Here is a 19,475-nt window from a genome sequence, read left to right on the forward strand (position 1 = left end):
CAAGTGAATCTTGGTAACCTCTTGCTACAAATAAAGTTTGCCAGGTGCGCTAGGTGGGGTTGCTTCGGTTAAAATCGGCGCATGCGTATCCTCATTAGTAACGACGACGGTTATCTTGCACCAGGCCTCGCGGCGCTGGCGGATGCGCTCGCGTCGGTGGCGGAGATTACCGTGGTGGCGCCGGATGGCAACCGCTCCGGCGCATCGAACTCTCTGACACTCGACCGGCCGCTGTCGGTGCAGCGTGCGGCGAACGGTTTTTATGTCGTCAACGGCACGCCCAGCGACTGCGTTCACATCGCCATGACGGCCTTGCTCGCTACGCCGCCCGATCTGGTCGTGTCCGGCATCAACAACGGCCAGAACATGGGTGATGACACGCTCTATTCCGGCACCGTCGCCGCCGCCACCGAAGGCTATTTGTTCGGCATCCCGGCGATTGCTTTTTCGCAGGTCGATCCGGACTGGGCGCACGTCGACGCGGCTGGCCGGGTTGCGCGCGACATCGTGCTGCGCCACGCCGCCATGCTTGACGCGCCCTACCTGCTCAACGTGAATATTCCCAACCTGCCCTACGAGCAGATGGGCGCCTTCGTCGCCACCCGCCTCGGCAAGCGCCACCAGTCCGAACCGGTTGTGCGCATGCTCGACCCGCGCGGGCGCGAGATTTTCTGGATCGGTGGGGGGGGGGCGCCGGGCGCCCGGCGCGATGGCGGCGACGGCACCGATTTCCACGCGACCGCACAGGGCAGGGTGTCGATCACGCCGCTGCAGGTCGACCTGACCCACAAGCCGCAGTTGGCGCTGCTGCAGCAGGGGTTGGCGGGGTGGAACAAATGAGCGAAAAACGCAGCACCTTCCCCTTGCCCCTGTCGTCGGTGACCGGTCCGGCGCGCAAGGGCGTGGCGCCGGCCCCGGTGGCCACGCCGCAGACGGCCACGCGCAATGCCGCGCACCAGGCCTTCGTGCCGCCGGCCCAGCCGGCGTCGCCGCGCCAGCCCGGCTACGCCCCGCCCGGCAAGGTACAGCAGCACAAGCTGGTGTCGCCACACGAACGGCGCCAGCTGGAAAATCAGCATGAGCGCGCCGGCCAGGAGCGCCGCCAGCAGGAACGCGCGGCGCAGGACCGTCCCGACATGATGGTGTCCGATGCGGTGCGGCGCGCCATGGTCGCCCGGGTCGAGCGCCAGGGTGTGCGCGACCGGGCGGTGCTGGCAGCCATGCAGGCGGTGCCGCGCCACATGTTCCTGGAGCCGGCCATGTCGGCCCAGGCCTACGTCGACGCTTCGCTGCCGATTGGCCACAACCAGACCATTTCGCAGCCCTACATCGTGGCGCGCATGATCGAGGCGATGCAGGCGGGCCGGCCGCTTGGGCGCGTGCTCGAAATCGGCACCGGCTGCGGCTACCAGGCGGCGGTGCTGGCCTGTGTCGCGCAGGAGGTGTATTCGATCGAGCGCCTCAAGCCCTTGCACGAGCTGGCCAAGACTAATTTGCGGCCGCTGCGGATCCCAAACCTGCGCTTGCACTACGGAGATGGTATGCTTGGGCTGCCGCAGGTGGCGCCATTTGACGGCATTATCCTGGCGGCCGCCGGCATCGAAGTGCCGCGCGCCCTGCTGGAACAGCTGGCCATCGGCGCCCGGCTGGTCGCCCCCGTGGGTGGCCAGCAGCAGCATTTGCAGCGGATTACCCGCATCGGCGAAAAAGAGTGGACCAGCGAAACGCTGGAAGCCTGCCATTTCGTGCCACTGCGCCCAGGCATCGCCTGAGCCGCCGGGTGACCACCCCGGCGTGCGCACGGGTTCGTAAGGGGTTCGCCCGTAACATGACAAGATGAGAATGAATCCAATACCCCGTTTAATCCTGCTGACCCTGACCATTGGCTTGTTGTCTGCCTGCCAGACATCACCCCGCAAGGGGCCCGTCGTCGTCGACCGCTCGATCGGCGCCTCTTCCTCCAATTATCGTCCCGTCACCCCGCCGCCGGTCGTCATTGAAGAGATCCGCGGCGACGCAAAGGGCAGCTACACCGTGCGGCGCGGCGACACGCTGCTGCGCATCGCCCTCGACCATGGCCAGAACTACCGCGACCTGGTGGCATGGAACAGCCTGACCGACGCCAATGACATCAAGGTCGGCCAGGTGTTGCGCGTGGCGCCGGCCAGCGCGCCGGGCGAGCGCCCAGCCACCGGTGTGACCACCTCGGCCATCAGCATGCCCCCGAGCGATACGCGCTCGACGACGGCGCCCGCGGCACCCAAAAAACCGCTTCCGGTGGCGCCGCCACGCGTGGTCGATGCCCGTCCGGCCGAGGGCGCCCTGGCGCCTGCCGTGCCGAGCGTGGCCGCACCGGCGCTGTCCGACGAAGACAAGGTGTCCTGGATGTGGCCGTCGGAAGGCAAGATCATCGGCACGTTTGAAGAAGGCAAGAACAAGGGCATCGACATCGCAGGCAAGCTGGGCCAGCGCGTGCTGGCCGCCAGCGGCGGAAAAGTTATGTATGCTGGCTCGGGCATCCGCGGATATGGTAATCTGGTGATCGTCAAACACAGCAACAACGTGCTGTCGGCATATGCCCACAACCGTGCCATCGTGGTCAAGGAAGGCGATCCTGTCGTCAAGGGTCAGACCATCGCGGAGATGGGCAATTCGGACGCCGACAGCGTCAAACTGCACTTTGAAATTCGCCAGCAGGGCAAACCGGTCGACCCGTCCAGGTTCCTGCCCAGCCGATAGAGGGAATCGATGACGCATCCGCCGAACGCAATGGACGACGACGCCGATGCAGACGTTTCCGGTGACGCGGACGATCTGCTGGCAGCTGCGCTCGATGCGGAGGACGATGTCCCTGTGCCCGAAGTGGCGGTGCCGCTCGACACCGTCGACGAACTCAAAAAAGTGCTGGCGGCCGAGCTCTCGACCGACACCACCCAGCACTACCTGAACCAGATCGGCACCCGCCCGCTGCTCACCGCCCCCCAGGAAGTCCATTTCGCCACGCTGGCCAAGGCGGGCGATTTCCCCGCCCGCCAGACCATGATCGAACACAACCTGCGCCTGGTCGTGTCGATCGCCAAGCACTACATCAATCGCGGCGTGGTTCTGCTCGACATGATCGAAGAGGGCAACCTCGGCCTGATGCGCGCCATCGACAAGTTCGAGCCGGAGCGCGGGTTCCGTTTTTCCACCTACGCCACCTGGTGGATCCGCCAGAGCATCGAGCGCGCCATCATGAACCAGGCCCGCACCGTGCGCCTGCCGGTGCACATGGTGCGCGAACTGAACCAGATCCTGCGTGCCAAATACCACCTCGAGTCCCAGCACAATGCCGGCCCGGGCGCCGGCAAGGACGCCAGCGTGGAAGATATCGCCCACCTGGTCGGCCGGCCGGTGGAGGAAGTGCAGGACATCCTGGCCCTGTCCGAACACGCCAGCTCGCTCGATGCCCCGCTCGACAACGATCCCTCGTCCAGCCTGATGGACATGTTGCCCGGCGAATCGGCCGACGGCCCCGACGTGCGCGCCGAGCACAGCGAAATGACGGTGCTGGTGCGCGACTGGCTCACGCGCCTGCCCGACAAGCAGCGCATCGTCGTCATGCGCCGTTTTGGCCTCGACAACGACGACCCGGCCACGCTTGAAACGCTGGCCGAGGAGATGGGTGTCACGCGCGAGCGCGTGCGCCAGATCCAGCAGGAAGCCCTCATCAAGCTCAAGCGGGCCATGGCCGCCCGTGGCGTGGTGCGCGATTCCTTGTTATGATGCGCGCGGGCTGAGCCAGCCCAGCCACTTCCACGAGCCATGCCAGACACCTTCATCACCATCAAAACTCTCGATATGGACGCCAGAGGCGTCGGCCACCTTGTCAATGAGGATGGCAGCCAGGGCAAGGTGATTTTCGTCGAAGGCGCCTTGCCGGGCGAGCGCGTCAGTTTCCTCAGCTTCAAGAAAAAGAAGAACTGGGAAGCCGGGCGCATGACCGGCATGCGCGGCCAGGCGTCCTCCATGCGCGTGACACCCAGGTGCCGCCATTTCGATGTCTGCGGCGGCTGCTCGATGCAGCACCTCGACCCATCGGCGCAGGTTGCAATGAAGCAGCGCGTACTGGAAGACAATCTGGCCCACATCGGCAAGGTGCGTGCCGAGAACATCATGCGGCCGATGTACGGTCCGACCTGGGATTACCGCTACCGCGCGCGCCTGTCGGTGCGCCACGTAGCGAAAAAAGAGACGGTCCTGGTCGGTTTCCACGAGCGCGCATCCAGCTTCGTGGCCGACATCGTCACCTGCGAAATCCTGCCCGACCACGTGGCCGCCATGCTGGTGCCGCTGCGCGAACTGATCGTCATGCTGTCGATCTACGACCAGCTGCCGCAAATCGAAGTGGCCATCGGCGAAGGCCTGACGGTGCTGGCGGCGCGCATCATGGCGCCGTTGACGGCTGCTGACGCCGTCCTGATGCGGGCCTTCGCCGACCGCTGGAATATCCAGTGGTGGTTGCAGACCAAGGGGCCGGAGACGGCGGTGCCGTACTACCCGATCGGCCCCGAGCTGTACTACACGCTGCCGGAATTCGGCATCAAGATGCCGTTCAAGCCGGTCGATTTCACCCAGGTGAACCACCACATCAATCGCGTGCTGGTGGGCAAGGCACTGCGCTTGCTGGACGTGCAGCCGGATGATCGCGTGGCCGACCTGTTCTGCGGCCTCGGCAATTTTACCTTGCCGCTGGCGACTCAGGCGCGCGAAGTGGTGGGGATCGAAGGCAGTTCGGCGCTCACGTCGCGCGCCCTGGACAATGCAAAAGCGAACGGTCTGTCCGAGAAAACCAGCTTCCAGACGCGCAATTTGTTCGAGGTGACGGCCGGGCACCTGGTTGCGCTGGGCCGTTTTGACCGCATGCTGATCGACCCGCCGCGCGATGGCGCGGTGGCGCTGGCAGAGGCACTGGCAGCCTTGTCCACCAGTCACCCGGACCTGATGCCGAAGCGCATCGTGTATGTGTCGTGCAGCCCGTCGACGCTGGCGCGCGATGCCGATATCCTGGTGCACCAGGCCGGCTACGTGCTGAAGAAGGCGGGGGTGGTGAATATGTTCCCGCATACCTCGCACGTGGAGTCGATTGCGGTGTTCGACCTGCCGTAATCTCAAGACCGTCCTCCCGGCGCACGCCGGGATCCATACTGAATCAACAGCACCTTTCTGCATGCTCGGTATGGGCACCGGCGTTCGCCGGTGTGACGGTTTTCAGGTCGCCCATAAAAAAACCGCCCGAAGGCGGTTTTTCTTTTGGTGCAGCCTGGAATCAATCGCGGCTGCCACCCAAGCCCAGCAGGGACAGCAAGCTGGTGAAAATATTGTACACATCCAGGTAAATCGACAGCGTCGCGCGGATGTAGTTGGTTTCGCCACCGTTGATGATGCGCTGCACATCGAACAGGATGAAGGCCGAGAAAATCCCGATTGCCAGCACCGAAATGACGATCGACAGCGCTGACATGCCCAGGAAGATATTGGCGATGGAGGCCAGGACCAGCACCACCAGGCCGGCCATCAGCCAGCTGCCCATGGCCGAGAAATCGCGCTTGCTGGTGGTGGCGATGCTGGCCATGACGGCAAACACGCAGGCGGTGCCGCCGAACGCGGTCATGATCAGGCTGCCACCGTTGCTGTAGCCGAGCGTGTGCCGCAGCAAAGGCGTGAGCATCAGGCCCATGAAGAACGTGAAGCCCAGCAGCACGGCCACGCCGGCTGCCGAATCCTTGGTTTTTTCGATGGCGAAGATGAAGCCGAAGGCAATCGCCATGAAGACGATGAAGCCCATGCCGCCGGATAACATCGGCAGTTTCAGCGACACGCCGATGAACGCACCGAGCACCGTCGGAATCATCGACAGCGCCAGCAGCCAGTAAGTATTGCGCAGAACGCGGTGGCGCACGGCCTGGGTCGAGCCCAGGTCATAAGTTTGTTGCAATGACGGGATCATGGTGCCTCCAGTGGGTGAAAGTGTAAAAAATAGCGTGAAACGCGTCGCCACAGAATACCATGCTGTCAAAAATGCGTACAGACGGCCTGGCGACCCTCCCATCGCAATCTGGGCCGGGGAGGGGATGTATGGTAAAATCCAAGGTTGATTGAGTTACTAAGTTCTCGATTTAAACCTTTCTTTTTATTGGAGTTTTACATGGCAATCGAACGCACCCTGTCGATCATCAAACCTGATGCAGTGGCAAAAAATGTCATCGGTCAAATCTACAGCCGTTTTGAAGGCGCTGGCCTGAAGATCGTTGCAGCCCGCATGACCCAACTGTCGCGCGAACAAGCTGAAGGTTTCTACGCTGCCCACAAAGAGCGCGGCTTCTTCAAAGACCTGGTCGACTTCATGGTTTCCGGTCCTGTCATGATTCAAGCCCTGGAAGGCGAAAACGCCGTCCTGGCCCACCGTGACCTGATGGGCGCCACCGATCCGAAAAAAGCAGAAAAAGGCACCATCCGCGCCGATTTCGCCGATTCGATCGATGCCAACGCTGTCCACGGTTCGGACGGTGTCGAAGCAGCCAAAGAAGAAATCGCTTACTTCTTCCCAGAAGCCAAGTAATTTTCAAGTAGTCAGCACGACCCCGCCGTTCCCTGCTGCGCCTCGCGCGCGGGAACGGCTCATCACGGAAAACAGAACATGACGACTCTCACCAACTTGCTGGACTTCGATCCCGCGCAACTGGTCGCTTACTGCGGCGAGTTGGGTGAGAAGCCGTTTCGCGCCAAGCAACTGCAGCGCTGGATTCACCAGTTTGGCGCGTCCGACTTCGACGCCATGACCGATCTGGCCAAGTCCCTGCGCGATAAGCTGAAGACCCGCGCCGAAATCCGCTCGCCGGGCATCATCAGCGACAACACCTCCACTGACGGCACCCGCAAGTGGCTGGTCGACGTGGGCAATGGCAATGCGGTCGAAACAGTGTTCATCCCGGAAGAAAACCGCGGCACGCTGTGCATCTCCACGCAAGCGGGCTGCGCCGTCAATTGCCGCTTCTGCTCCACCGGCAAGCAAGGTTTTAATCGCAACCTCACGGTGGCGGAAATTATCGGCCAGTTGTGGATGGCCGAATTCGAACTGCGCCGTACCAAGGGCATCGAGCCCGGCCCGAAAGGCGAACGCCAGATCACCAACGTGGTGATGATGGGCATGGGCGAGCCGCTGCTGAACTTCGAGCCGACCGTCACTGCACTCAAACTCATGCTCGACGATAACGCCTACGGCCTATCGCGTCGTCGCGTCACGCTGTCGACGTCGGGCGTGGTCCCGATGATGGACAAGCTGTCGCAAGAAGTGCCGGTGGCGCTGGCGGTCTCATTGCACGCGTCGAACGATGCGCTGCGCGATAGTCTCATCCCTCTGAACAAGAAATACCCGCTGCGCGAACTGATGGCGGCGTGCAAGCGCTACCTGGCATTTGCCCCGCGCGACTTTATTACCTTTGAATACTGCATGCTCGACGGCGTCAACGACAGCGACGAACATGCGCGTGAATTGCTGGCACTGGTCAACGACCCGGTCGTGGGCGTGTCGTGCAAATTCAATCTGATCCCCTTCAATCCTTTTCCGGAATCCGGCCTGCTGCGCTCGAAAAATCCGCGCATCAAGTCGTTCGCCCAGGTGCTGATGGATGGCGGCCTGGTTACTACCGTGCGCAAAACGCGCGGCGACGATATCGATGCTGCATGCGGCCAGCTCGCTGGCGAAGTGCAGGATCGCACCAAGGTGGTACAGCGCATGGAAAAGATGGCGGAATATCAGCAAAAATTTGGCGCCAACTTTGGCAAGATCGTGGAGATCCGTTCTTGAAGGCCGCCCTTGCGGTGGTCCTGGCCTCGCTGGTGCTGGGCGCTTGTGCCAGCAAAGGCGGCATGGGCGACGGTGGCAGCACGCGCGAGCTGAAGACGGCGTCCGACCAGTCGGCGCAGGAAAAGCGCGCCACCATCCGCATGCAGCTGGCGATCGGCTACTACCAGGACGCCAAATACGAAGTTGCCCTCGATGAAATCAAGCAGGCGATTGCCGCCAATCCCGACTCGGCCGACGCCTACGGCGTGCGCGCCCTGATTTACACGGCGATGAACGAAACCACGCTGGCAGACGAAAATTACCAGCGCGCCTTGCGGTTGGCGCCGAATAACCCGGACCTGGCCAACAACTACGGCTCGTTCCTGTGCGCGTCCGGCGCCCGGCCGGCCCAGGCGATGACGTATTTCGACCTGGCCCTGAAAAACCGCATGTACGCCACGCCGATTTCCGCGCTGGTCAATGCGGGCAATTGCAGCCTCAAGACCAAACAATATGCAACGGCCGAGAAGTATTTCACGGAAGCGTTGCGCTACGATCCTGACCTGGCCCAGTCGAACGCCGGACTGAGCCGGGCTTACTTCGAGCGGCACGATTACAAACGTGCCGGTTTTTACATTAACCGCCTGACGACGACGTCGAAACTCGACGCGTTGTCGGCCGAAACGCTGTGGCTGGCGATCAGGGTGGCGCGCAAGCTTGGCGAGCGCACCCTGGAAGCAAGCCTGACCGGGCAGTTGCAACGGCGTTTCCCTGGATCGCCCGAAAATACGGCCCTCCAGCGCGGTGCTTTTGATGAGTGAGGCGACTATGAATGCAGACCGCGCAGACTTGCCGGCCACGCCGGATCCAAGCAGCATCCCCGGCCAGACCCTGGCTGCCCAGCGCGAAGCGATGGGCTGGACCGTTGAACAGGTAGCCGACCAGCTGAAACTAGCCGTGCGCCAGGTGGTGGCCCTGGAAGCAGGCGATTACGCTTCCTTGCCGAGCCCGGCCGTAACGCGCGGCTTCGTGCGCGCGTACGCGAAAATCGTGAAACTCGATCCGGTGCCGCTGGTGGCCCTGATCGACCTTGGCGCGACCGGTCCGAACACCGGCAGCGCGCCGCGGCGCGAGCGCCCGGCGGCGTTTTCGGAAGTGCGCTTCCCGAGCCACGGCAAGCGCAGCACGCTGCCGCTGGGCATGATCGCTGCGGCGGTCGTGGCTGTGCTGGTGGTGGCCGGTGTCGCCTATAAATTCGGCGCGCTGCCGGGCATGCATCACACGCCGGCAGCAGTGGCCACCGCGCCGGTGGCGGCCACGACCATGGCGCCGCTGACCATGGCGCCCGAGCTGCCGGGCACCGCGGTGCCGCTCATTTCGGTGCCGCCGCAAGCATCCACCAACAACACCGTGGTCACGGGCGTGACCACGCAGGGCGTGAGCGCACCGGCGCCTGTCGTTGCTGCCGCGCCGGCACCGGGCGGCAACGCCCTGGTCATCATCGTCAAGGAAGACTCGTGGCTGCAAGTGCGCAAGGTCAGCGGCGGCAAGCCCCTGATCGCGCGCCTGGTCAAGGGCGGCAGCACCGAGACCTTCGATGTCACCGAGCCGGTAACGGTGGTGGTGGGCAAGCCGGATGCCGTCGGTGTGACCTTGCGCGGCGAAACGGTGGCACTGCCCCTGACGCCAGGTAAAACTTTTTCGCGCGTAGCGCTGAAGTAATTTTAAAAAACGCCATGACATTTTCAAACGAAGCCATTCCTTCCGGTTCCAGCATCCGTCGCCAGAGCCGCCGCGTGCTGGTCCAGAACGGCGCGCGCCAGGTGTGGGTGGGCGGTGACGCCCCGATCGTGATCCAGTCGATGACCAACACCGATACTGCCGACGTGATCGGCACAGCCATTCAGGTCAAGGAGCTGGCCCGCGCCGGTTCCGAGATGGTGCGCATCACGGTCAACAATGCCGAAGCTGCCGCCGCCGTCCCCTTGATCCGCGAGCAGCTCGACCGCATGGAAGTCGACGTGCCGCTGGTCGGCGATTTCCATTACAACGGCCACACTTTGCTGCGCGACTTCCCGGAGTGCGCGCGCACGCTGTCGAAATACCGTATCAACCCGGGCAACGTGGGGCAGGGCGCGAAACGCGACAGCCAGTTCGCGCAAATGATCGAAATTGCGGCCCAGTACGACAAGCCGGTGCGCATCGGCGTGAACTGGGGTTCGCTCGACCAGTCGCTGCTGGCACGCATCATGGACGAAAACGCCGCGCGCGCCTTGCCGTGGACGGCGCAGGCGGTGATGTACGAAGCCTTGATTACGTCGGCCATCGAAAACGCCGTGCGCGCCGAAGAAATTGGCCTGGCGCGCGACAAAATCATTTTGTCGTGCAAGGTCTCGGGCGTGCAGGACCTGATCGCCGTGTACCGCGAGCTGGCGCGCCGCTGCGACTATCCGCTGCACCTCGGTCTCACGGAAGCGGGCATGGGCAGCAAGGGCATCGTCGCCTCGACGGCGGCCTTGTCCGTGCTGCTGCAGGAAGGCATCGGCGACACCATCCGCATTTCATTGACGCCCGAGCCGGGTGGCGACCGCACGAAGGAAGTCATCGTCGGCCAGGAAATTTTGCAGACCATGGGACTGCGCAAGTTCACTCCGATGGTGATTGCCTGCCCAGGTTGCGGCCGCACCACCTCGACCACGTTCCAGGAACTGGCCGACAACATTCAAACGTATCTGCGTGAATCGATGCCGGAGTGGAAGAAGTCGTATCCGGGTGTCGAGGGCATGAACGTGGCCGTGATGGGTTGCATCGTCAACGGGCCGGGCGAGTCGAAGCACGCGAATATTGGCATCAGTTTGCCGGGTACCGGCGAATCGCCGGCGGCGCCGGTGTTTGTCGACGGGCAGAAGGTGGTTACGCTGCGCGGCGAAAAGATTGTTGAAGAGTTCCAGGCGATTGTGCTGGAATATGTACAGAGAAAATATGGGCGGGAGACGGTGCAGGGGTAGTTCGCCTCTATTCATGCGTGCTATGGGTCCTCGCCTCCGCGGGGATGACGGTTTTAAAGCCAACGCTCTCAAGATCGTCATCCCGGCGCAGGCCGGGATCCATACCCCGCCACCTTGCACCGCCCCAGCATCAAAGAAACGAATCACATGTCCAAACAAGAAAAAATCCTGGCCGTCAAAGGCATGAACGACATCCTCCCGGCCGACGCGCCGCTGTGGGAGTTGTTCGAAAACACCGCCGAGTCGATCCTGAAAAGCTACGGCTACCAGAAAATCGTCACGCCGATCCTGGAAGAGACGGGTCTGTTCGCGCGCGCCATCGGCGCCGTGACCGACATCGTCGAAAAGGAAATGTACTCGTTCACCGATTCGATGAACGGCGACCTGCTCACGCTGCGTCCTGAAGGCACGGCCGGCGTGGTGCGCGCGGTGCTGGAACATAATCTGGTCTACGATGGCCCGAAACGCCTGTGGTACAAGGGCCCGATGTTCCGCCACGAGCGTCCGCAGCGCGGCCGCTATCGCCAGTTCTTCCAGTTTGGCGCTGAAGCGGTCGGTTTTGCCGGTCCGGACATCGATGCCGAAATGATCATGCTGTGCCGCCGCATGTGGGACGACCTGGGCCTCGACGAAGTGCGCCTAGAACTCAATTCGATCGGCAACGCCGAAGAGCGCCTGCGCCACCGTGCCGACCTGATCGCCCACTTCGAAGCCAACATCGACACGCTCGATGCCGAAGCCAAGCGCCGCCTGCACACCAATCCGCTGCGCATTCTCGACACCAAGAATCCGGCCATGCAGGAACTGGTCAACAATGCACCGAAACTGCTTGATTACCTGGAAGCCGAATCGCTGGCCCACTTCGAAGGCGTCAAGCGCATCCTCGACCATAACAATGTGCAGTACACGGTCAACCCGCGCCTGGTACGCGGCATCGATTACTACAACCGCACCGTGTTCGAATGGGTCACCGACAAACTGGGCGCGCAAGGCACCATCTGCGCGGGCGGGCGCTACGATCCGCTGATCGAAATGTTCGGCGGCAAAGCGACGCCGGGCGTCGGTTTTGCGATGGGCATCGAGCGCATCATCGAGTTGATGAAGTCGGGCGGCGAGATGGCCACGCCGAACCAGTGCGACGTGTATATGGTCCACCAGGGCGAGGCCGCGCAGATGCAGGCTTTCGTGCTGGCCGAGCGGATTCGCGATGCCGGCCTTGACGTTGTGTTACATTGCGCGACCCCGACTGGCGCTGGCAGCTTCAAGAGCCAGATGAAAAAAGCCGACGGCTCGGGCGCCGCCTTTGCCGTGATTATTGGCGAAGACGAGATGGCGAATGCGACTGCGGCCGTGAAGCCGATGCGTGAAATGGGCGCAGAGCAAGCCGTTGTGCCGTTCGACGACGTCGTCGATTACCTGGTCGACCAGATCACCGGCGGCGGTGGCGGGCATGATCACGGCGACCACACGCATTGCACGCATCATTGATCTACGCGTAAACTTTTTATACTATTAACCTCATTCACTGAAGCCATGGCATACGATCTCGAAGAACAAGAGCAGTTAGCATCCCTGAAGGCCTTCTGGGCCAAGTATGGCAATGTATTGTCGTGGGTGGTGATTGCTGCGCTGGCGTCCTATGCCGGCTACAACTACTGGAACGCACACGTGCGCGCCCAGTCGACCGAAGCGTCGGGCCTGTACGACGAACTGCTGGTCTCGGTGGCAGCCAAGGATAACGTCAAGGCACAGCGCATCACGACCGACATCAAGGACAAATACGGCAGCACCGCGTACGCCGAAATGGCCGCCATGGGCGCCGCCAAAACGGCGTTCGATGCGAACGACCTGAAAACCGCCAAAGTGCAGCTGCAATGGGTGATCGACCACGGCGACGATGCCTACCAGGCCATCGCGCGCCTGCGCCTGGCTGGCGTGCTGCTGGACGAAAAAGCCTACGACGAGGCCCTGAAACTGGTCGCTGCCGTGAGCGCGCCGCAATACGCGGGTCTGGCCGCCGACCGCAAGGGCGACATCCTGGCTGCGCAAAACAAGCTCGCTGATGCCCGCACCGCTTACCTGGCCGCCTTGAGCGCGATGGACAAGCGTGACCCGGGTCGCCAGTTGGTGGCCTTCAAACTCGAATCGATCGGTGGCACGGCCCCGGTCGAGACCGCGCCAGCGGCTTAAGCCCAATATCTCCTGAATCAAGAACAAGGTGACAAGAATATGCGTATGACCCGGAAGCTCGTTGGCGTTGGCATGATGGCTGTTTTGACTGGCTTGACCGGTTGCTCGACCTTGAGCTCGCTGAACCCGTTCGCGTCGAAATCGAAAGCGAACCTGCCGGCGCCGCTGGTGGAACTGAAAGGCACGATGGCGGTTCGCACCGCCTGGAAGCTCGACATCGGCAAAGCCAAGGATTACGTGTTCTCGCCTGCGCTGGCTGGCAACACCGTCATCGTGGCAGCCAATGACGGCGCCATCGCGCGCGTCGAAGCGGCCACCGGCAAAGTGCTCTGGCGCATCAAGGCCGACATCAAGCTGACCGCTGGCGTCGGCACCGACGGCAACGTGATCGTGGTCGGTGGCGAGAAGGGCATGCTGCTGTGCTTTGACATGGACGGCAAGCTGCTGTGGAAGATGCAGCTGTCGAGCGAGATCCTGTCGTCGCCGGTCGTCGCCGAAGGCCTGGTCGTCGCGCGCACGATCGACAACCGGATCGTGGCGTATGACGTCGCCACGGCGGACAAGAAATGGACCGTGCAGCGCGTCGCGCCGCCGTTGACGCTGCGCGTGGCGCCAGGCCTGGTGGTAGCGGGCAAGGACGTGATCGTGGCCCAGCCAGCCGGCAAGGTTGCATCATTGATCGTCGCCAACGGCGCGCCGCGCTGGGAAATCGAAGTCGGCGTGGCCAGAGGCGCGACCGAACTGGAACGTGTCACCGACATCGGCGGCACGCCGGTGATTTTCGAAAGCGATGTGTGCGCCGTGTCCTACCAGGGCCGCGCAGGTTGTTTCGATGTCACCACCGGCAGCGCGAAGTGGACCAAGGATCTGTCGTCGGAAGTCGGCGTCTCGGTCGACCAGCGCTTCGTTTTTGCCGCCGACGATAAGGGCGCACTGACGGCGTTCAACCGTGAAGGCGGCGCCAGCGCCTGGAAGAACGACAAATTGAGCTATCGCCGTTTGTCGACGCCCCTGTCGTACGGCCGCTTCGTTGCGGTTGGCGACTACCAGGGCTATATTCACTTCCTGTCGCGCGAAGATGGCAGTTTCCTCGCGCGCATGGCTACCGATGGCAGCGCAGTGACCTCGACCCCGCTGATCGCGGGTTCGAACCTGATTTTTCAAACACAAAATGGAACGGTGACCGCAATCGCGGTCGAGTAAAAAACATAGCATGAAGCCGGTAATCGCACTCGTAGGGCGTCCCAATGTCGGGAAATCGACCCTTTTCAACCGCCTGACCCGCTCGCGTGACGCGCTGGTGGCGGACATGCCCGGCCTGACGCGGGACCGCCACTATGGCGAGGGCCGCATTGGTGAACGGCCTTTCCTCGTCATCGACACGGGCGGCTTCGAGCCGGTCGCGAAAGAAGGCATCATGCATGAAATGGCGCTGCAAACGCGCCAGGCCATCGCAGAAGCAGACATCGTCATCTTCATCGTCGACGGCCGCCAGGGTTTGACGCCGCACGACAAGACCGTCACGGACTTCCTGCGCAAGTCGGGCCGCAAGTGCATGCTGGTGGTCAACAAGGCCGAGGGCATGAAGTACACCTCGGTCGTGGCCGAATTCTACGAACTCGGCATGGGCGACCCGTACGTCATTTCGGCCGCGCACGGCGACGGCGTGGTCGACCTGGTCGACGAATCGCTGGACCTGGCATTTGCCCAGCGTCCGGACGAGCCGGCAGAGCTGGAAAAGCCGGATCGCGGCGTCAAAATCGCCATCGTCGGCCGCCCGAACGTGGGCAAGTCGACGCTGGTGAATACGCTCATCGGCGAGCAGCGCGTGATTGCCTTCGATATGCCGGGCACCACCCGTGACTCGATCGAAGTGCCGTTCGAACGCGACGGCAAGCACTACACGCTGATCGACACGGCCGGTATCCGCCGCCGCGGCAAGGTGTTTGAAGCCATCGAGAAATTCTCGGTCGTCAAAACGCTGCAGTCGATTTCGGAAGCCAACGTGGTCATTCTGCTGCTCGATGCGCAGCAGGATATCTCCGAGCAAGACGCCCACATCGCCGGCTTCATCCTGGAATCGGGCCGCGCGCTGGTGGTAGCCGTGAACAAGTGGGACGGCCTGCGCAGCGATGAGCGCGACGAGATCAAGATCGACCTCGACCGCAAACTCGACTTCCTCTCGTTCGCTCAGACCCACTTTATTTCGGCATTGAAGGCAACCAATATTGCGCCGATGCTGAAATCGGTCGATGCCGCGTATGCTGCCGCCACCGCCGACCTGTCGACGCCGCGTTTGACGCGTGCACTGATCGAAGCGGTGGAAAAGCAGGAGCCGCGCCGCAAGGGTTCGATTCGTCCGAAGATGCGCTATGCCCACCAGGGTGGCCAGAATCCGCCGATCATCGTCATCCACGGCAACTCGCTCGATGCAGTCAGCGAGCCGTACAAGCGCTTCCTGGAAAAGCATTTCCGCGACACCTTCAACCTGGTCGGTACGCCCCTGCGCATTGAATTCCGGGGCGGCAAGAACCCGTATGCACGGGCGCCGTCGAAAGGCTAGCAAAACGACAGGCCCGGCTAAAACTGTTACAGTGGCAGGATCAACTGTGCGTGTGTTTAGTCGGGCTGTAAGAATTATTGCAAATTCTTGCGCTGGCCATGCTTGCACCCTTGAATAAACGGCGAACCGCCCCATCTCGAATCTACAACAACATCACGGAGCTGTTATGAGCAACAAAGGGCAACTGTTACAAGACCCATTCCTGAACGCCTTGCGCAAGGAGCACGTACCCGTTTCGATCTACCTGGTCAACGGTATCAAGCTGCAGGGCCACATCGAATCTTTCGATCAATACGTGGTTCTGCTGCGTAATACGGTTACGCAAATGGTGTACAAGCACGCCATTTCAACGGTCGTTCCTGCGCGCGCTGTCAACCTCAACCTCGACTCCGAAGCTGAGTGAGGCTGATGGCGGGCTCAGCTGATTCTGCGACCGGTACCGACCTCCTGCGCGCCGCCCTGGTCGGCATCGACTTAGGGGCTGGCGACTTCAATGCCAGCCTCGAAGAACTCGGCTTGCTGGCGCGTTCCGCCGGGGTCAACCCGATCACCACCATTACTGCCAAGCGCAGCAGCCCTGACGCTGCGTACTTTGCCGGCAGCGGCAAGGTCGACGAAATCGGTCAGGCCTGTGCCGACCTTGGTATCGAGATCGTGATTTTCAATCATGCACTCTCGCCAGCCCAGCAGCGCAACCTGGAAAAACGTCTCCAGGTTCGCGTCCTCGACCGCACCAGCCTGATCCTCGATATTTTTGCCCAGCGTGCCAAAAGCCACGAGGGTAAATTGCAGGTCGAGCTGGCGCAACTGCAGCACCTGGCCACGCGCCTGATCCGCGGATGGACTCACCTGGAACGGCAAAAGGGCGGTATTGGCCTGCGCGGTCCCGGTGAAACCCAGCTCGAGACCGACCGCCGCCTGATTGGCGAACGCGTCAAGGCGCTGCGGGCCCGCCTGGCCAAGCTGCGCAAGCAGCATGAAACCCAGCGCCGTGCGCGCGGCCGTAACAGCACGTTTTCCGTCTCGCTGGTGGGTTACACCAACGCCGGCAAGTCGACCCTGTTCAATGCCATGACCAAGGCCGGCGTCTACGTTGCCAACCAGTTGTTCGCCACGCTCGACACCACCAGCCGCCGTTTGTACCTCGGTGAAGAAGTCGGCAGTGTGATCATCTCCGACACGGTCGGGTTTGTCAGGGAATTGCCGCACCAATTGGTCGCCGCCTTCCGTGCCACGCTGGAGGAGACCATACACGCCGATCTGCTGCTGCACGTCGTCGACGGCTCGTCGCCGGTGCGCATGGAGCAGATCGAGCAGGTCAACGAGGTGCTGCGCGAGATCGGCGCCGACCATATTCCGCAAATTTTAGTATGGAACAAGATCGATGCAGCAGGCCTGGAGCCGGCGGTCGAACGTGACGAATATACTAAAATCAGCCGCGTTTTTATCAGCGCCCAGAGTGGTGCCGGACTCGACTTATTGCGCGAAGCAATCGTCGAATCAGCGCGCGCCGCGCCTGCCCGCGCCCACCTGTTCGATCAGCAGGACAGCATCGATGACGACGAAGCGATCGATCTCGATCTGGATGAGCACGCATCAACCCCCACCTCCACCCTTGCCGAATAACGCCAGCCTATGCTCGTTTCCCTTCTCAAACGCTTCGGCCTCAAGCTGTCGCTCAATGACCCGCGCTGGGGCCACAAGCCCGAGTCCGATGCCAAGGCCCAGGAAGGCCGCCGCCCCGGCGAAGGCCCGCCCGACCTCGACCAGATGTGGCGCGACTTCAACGCGCGCCTGAACCGTCTGTTCGGGCCGCGTAACAACAATAACGGCAACGATCCGACGCCGCCTGGCGGCCCACGTCCCGACGCACGCGGTGCTGGTGTCATCGCCGGAGCCGCTGCGGCGGTGATCCTGCTGATCTGGCTGGCCAGTGGCGCCTTCATCGTGCAGGAAGGGCAGGTTGCCGTGGTGACCACCTTCGGCAAGAATCCACAAAAGACGGCGGCCGGTTTTAACTGGCGCTGGCCGGCGCCGATCCAGTCGCACGAAATCGTCAATGTGTCGACCGTGCGTACTGCCGAAGTGGGCTATCGCAACAATGTGCGCAACAAGCAGCCGCGCGAAGCGCTCATGCTCACCGACGACGAAAACATTGTCGACATCCAGTTTGCGGTGCAGTACACCCTGAAGGATCCGGTGGCCTGGGCCTTCAACAACAGCGAGCCGGAAGAAACCGTGCACCAGGTTGCCGAAACGGCGATCCGCGAAGTGGTCGGTAAAAGCAAAATGGATTCGGTCCTGTACGAAGGCCGCGAGAAAGTCGCGATCGACGTGCACGGCATGATGCAGAAAATCGTCGACAGCTATGGCCTGGGTGTGTTGATCACCAACGTGACGATGCAGGGCGTGCAGCCGCCGGAACAGGTGCAGGGCGCGTTCAACGACGCCGTTGCCGCCGGTCAGGACAGTGCCAAGGCGCGCAACGAAGGCGAAGCGTATGCCAACAACGTGATTCCATCGGCGCGCGGTCGCGCCTTCCGCCTGATGCAGGATGCCGAAGCCTACCGTTCGCAAGTGGTTGAAAACGCCACCGGTAACGCATCGCGCTTTACCTCGGTGGTGACGGAATACCAGAAAGCCCCGGCCATCACGCGCGACCGCATGTACATCGACACCATGCAGCAGATTTTCGCTAGTACCAGTAAAGTGATGCTGGACGCGAAGACGGGCAATAACATGGTCTATCTGCCGCTCGACAAACTGCTGGCGCAAGCTGCGGCCAGCGACGCGAAGATCGGCACCACGACCACCACCACGACCCAGGTCGTGCCGAACACCCCAGCGGCCGCTGTGCCAACGGAAACCATGCAAACCATTGAAACCGTCCGTCAGCGCGACCCGCGCAGCCGCGATAACGGTCGTGACCGGGAGAGCCGCTAATGAATCGTGTTGTCTACTGGCTGGTCTCGGGCTTCATCGCCCTGATGCTGATCTCGTCGATGGTGTTTGTCGTCGACCAGCGCCGCTTCGCCCTGGTGTTCGCTTTGGGTGAAGTCAAGGACGTCATCGCGACGCCGGGTCTGCACTTCAAACTGCCGCCGCCGTTCCAGAATGTGGTCTACCTCGACAAGCGCATCCTGACCCTCGATACGCCTGACGCCGACCGTTTTATTACGGCCGAGAAGAAGAACATCCTGGTCGACGCATTCGTCAAATGGCGCATCGTCAATCCGAAACTGTATTACGTCAGCTTCACCGGCGACGCCTCGCGTGCGAAAGACCGCATGTCGCAGATCGTCAAGGCGGCGCTGAACGACGAGATCACCAAGCGCACCGTGCGTGAAGTGATTTCGGGCGAACGCGCCAAGGTGATGGAAGCGGTGCGCGTGAAGGTTGCCAACGATGCGGCCCAGATCGGCGTGCAGATCGTTGACGTGCGACTGAAGCGCGTCGACTACATTGAGCAGATCAACAATTCGGTATACGAACGGATGAAGGCCGAGCGCACCCGCGTGGCCAATGAACTGCGTTCGACCGGTGCTGCCGAATCCGAAAAAATCCGCGCCGATGCGGACCGTCAGCGCACCGTGATTCTGGCCGAAGCATTCCGCGATGCCGAGAAGATCAAGGGCGAGGGCGATGCCAAAGCGTCGCAGATCTACTCGGAAGCGTTTGGCAAGAATCCGGAGTTCTACAAGTTCTATCGTTCGCTCGAAGCGTACCGCAATACCTTCAACAAGCAGAGCGATGTGATGGTGCTCGATTCGAACTCGGAGTTTTTCAAGTACTTCAAGAATCCGGGCGCAGGCAAGTAAGCCAGCTAGCGCGAATGATGCAACAAGATCAGGCCTCTTCGGAGGCCTGTTTTTTTAGGCCGCAGCAA

19 protein-coding genes are annotated in these 19,475 nt (G+C 62.0%); 18 read left to right on the plus strand and 1 reads right to left on the minus strand.

All coding sequences use genetic code 11. The features are described from left to right. The first annotated feature begins 81 nt into the window (after window positions 1-81). From surE to rlmD, 5 genes are all read left to right on the plus strand, one after another. Window positions 82-840: a 5'/3'-nucleotidase SurE gene (gene surE / locus V6M87_RS01150; RefSeq protein ID WP_332847881.1), complete on the plus strand. Its 759-nt coding sequence runs from the start codon at window positions 82-84 to the stop codon at window positions 838-840. Next, window positions 837-1,772: a protein-L-isoaspartate(D-aspartate) O-methyltransferase gene (locus tag V6M87_RS01155; protein WP_332847882.1), complete on the plus strand. Its 936-nt coding sequence runs from the start codon at window positions 837-839 to the stop codon at window positions 1,770-1,772. The genes surE and V6M87_RS01155 overlap by 4 nt, the downstream gene beginning before the upstream one ends. A 70-nt stretch (window positions 1,773-1,842) precedes the next feature. Beyond that, entirely contained in the window at window positions 1,843-2,739 is an 897-nt protein-coding gene (locus tag V6M87_RS01160) for a peptidoglycan DD-metalloendopeptidase family protein (protein WP_332847883.1), read from the plus strand. Window positions 2,740-2,748: 9 nt separating this feature from the next. After that, complete coding sequence (rpoS, locus tag V6M87_RS01165; protein WP_332847884.1) at window positions 2,749-3,765, plus strand: RNA polymerase sigma factor RpoS; 1,017 nt, start codon at window positions 2,749-2,751, stop codon at window positions 3,763-3,765. A gap of 39 nt (window positions 3,766-3,804) precedes the next feature. Beyond that, complete coding sequence (rlmD, locus tag V6M87_RS01170) at window positions 3,805-5,148, plus strand: 23S rRNA (uracil(1939)-C(5))-methyltransferase RlmD (protein WP_332847885.1); 1,344 nt, start codon at window positions 3,805-3,807, stop codon at window positions 5,146-5,148. 160 nt (window positions 5,149-5,308) lie between these two features. On the opposite strand, the gene V6M87_RS01175 is transcribed toward rlmD, so the two are convergent. Continuing rightward, entirely contained in the window at window positions 5,309-5,989 is a 681-nt protein-coding gene (locus V6M87_RS01175) for a Bax inhibitor-1/YccA family protein (RefSeq protein ID WP_332847886.1), read from the minus strand. 198 nt (window positions 5,990-6,187) lie between these two features. Between V6M87_RS01175 and ndk the strand changes: the two genes are divergently transcribed. From ndk to hflC, 13 genes are all read left to right on the plus strand, one after another. After that, a complete protein-coding gene (gene ndk / locus V6M87_RS01180; protein WP_332847989.1) occupies window positions 6,188-6,601 on the plus strand; it encodes a nucleoside-diphosphate kinase in 414 nt (137 codons plus the stop codon). A 78-nt stretch (window positions 6,602-6,679) separates the two neighbouring features. Beyond that, window positions 6,680-7,849 carry a 23S rRNA (adenine(2503)-C(2))-methyltransferase RlmN gene (gene rlmN / locus V6M87_RS01185; RefSeq protein ID WP_332847887.1) on the plus strand — a complete coding sequence of 390 codons (1,170 nt, stop codon included), beginning with the start codon at window positions 6,680-6,682 and terminating at the stop codon, window positions 7,847-7,849. Beyond that, entirely contained in the window at window positions 7,846-8,649 is an 804-nt protein-coding gene (pilW, locus tag V6M87_RS01190; protein WP_332847888.1) for a type IV pilus biogenesis/stability protein PilW, read from the plus strand. The genes rlmN and pilW overlap by 4 nt, the downstream gene beginning before the upstream one ends. A 7-nt stretch (window positions 8,650-8,656) precedes the next feature. Continuing rightward, window positions 8,657-9,550, plus strand: coding sequence for a helix-turn-helix domain-containing protein (locus tag V6M87_RS01195; RefSeq protein WP_332847889.1), 894 nt, complete (start codon window positions 8,657-8,659; stop codon window positions 9,548-9,550). Window positions 9,551-9,564: 14 nt separating this feature from the next. Beyond that, window positions 9,565-10,836: a flavodoxin-dependent (E)-4-hydroxy-3-methylbut-2-enyl-diphosphate synthase gene (gene ispG / locus V6M87_RS01200; RefSeq protein ID WP_332847890.1), complete on the plus strand. Its 1,272-nt coding sequence runs from the start codon at window positions 9,565-9,567 to the stop codon at window positions 10,834-10,836. Window positions 10,837-10,983: 147 nt separating this feature from the next. Then, window positions 10,984-12,324: a histidine--tRNA ligase gene (hisS, locus tag V6M87_RS01205; RefSeq protein ID WP_332847891.1), complete on the plus strand. Its 1,341-nt coding sequence runs from the start codon at window positions 10,984-10,986 to the stop codon at window positions 12,322-12,324. Window positions 12,325-12,369: 45 nt separating this feature from the next. Next, the gene (locus V6M87_RS01210; RefSeq protein WP_332847892.1) at window positions 12,370-13,026 is read left to right on the plus strand and encodes a YfgM family protein; all 657 of its coding nucleotides are present in this window, start codon (window positions 12,370-12,372) and stop codon (window positions 13,024-13,026) included. 39 nt (window positions 13,027-13,065) lie between these two features. Further along, window positions 13,066-14,229, plus strand: coding sequence for an outer membrane protein assembly factor BamB (gene bamB, locus V6M87_RS01215; protein WP_332847893.1), 1,164 nt, complete (start codon window positions 13,066-13,068; stop codon window positions 14,227-14,229). Window positions 14,230-14,239: 10 nt separating this feature from the next. Then, window positions 14,240-15,589 (plus strand): ribosome biogenesis GTPase Der, encoded by a 1,350-nt coding sequence (der, locus tag V6M87_RS01220; RefSeq protein WP_332847894.1) that lies wholly within the window; start codon window positions 14,240-14,242, stop codon window positions 15,587-15,589. Between the two features lie 166 nt (window positions 15,590-15,755). Further along, window positions 15,756-15,992 carry an RNA chaperone Hfq gene (gene hfq, locus V6M87_RS01225; RefSeq protein ID WP_026354376.1) on the plus strand — a complete coding sequence of 79 codons (237 nt, stop codon included), beginning with the start codon at window positions 15,756-15,758 and terminating at the stop codon, window positions 15,990-15,992. Window positions 15,993-16,036: 44 nt separating this feature from the next. Continuing rightward, complete coding sequence (gene hflX, locus V6M87_RS01230; protein WP_332847990.1) at window positions 16,037-17,215, plus strand: GTPase HflX; 1,179 nt, start codon at window positions 16,037-16,039, stop codon at window positions 17,213-17,215. A 9-nt stretch (window positions 17,216-17,224) separates the two neighbouring features. After that, window positions 17,225-18,532, plus strand: coding sequence for an FtsH protease activity modulator HflK (gene hflK, locus V6M87_RS01235; RefSeq protein ID WP_332847895.1), 1,308 nt, complete (start codon window positions 17,225-17,227; stop codon window positions 18,530-18,532). Then, entirely contained in the window at window positions 18,532-19,407 is an 876-nt protein-coding gene (hflC, locus tag V6M87_RS01240; protein ID WP_332847896.1) for a protease modulator HflC, read from the plus strand. Before hflK ends, hflC begins: the two co-directional genes overlap by 1 nt. The last annotated feature ends 68 nt before the right edge of the window (window positions 19,408-19,475 follow it).

The sequence above is a fragment of the Massilia sp. S19_KUP03_FR1 genome (assembly GCF_036688685.1).
Taxonomy (GTDB): domain Bacteria; phylum Pseudomonadota; class Gammaproteobacteria; order Burkholderiales; family Burkholderiaceae_D; genus JALYUM01.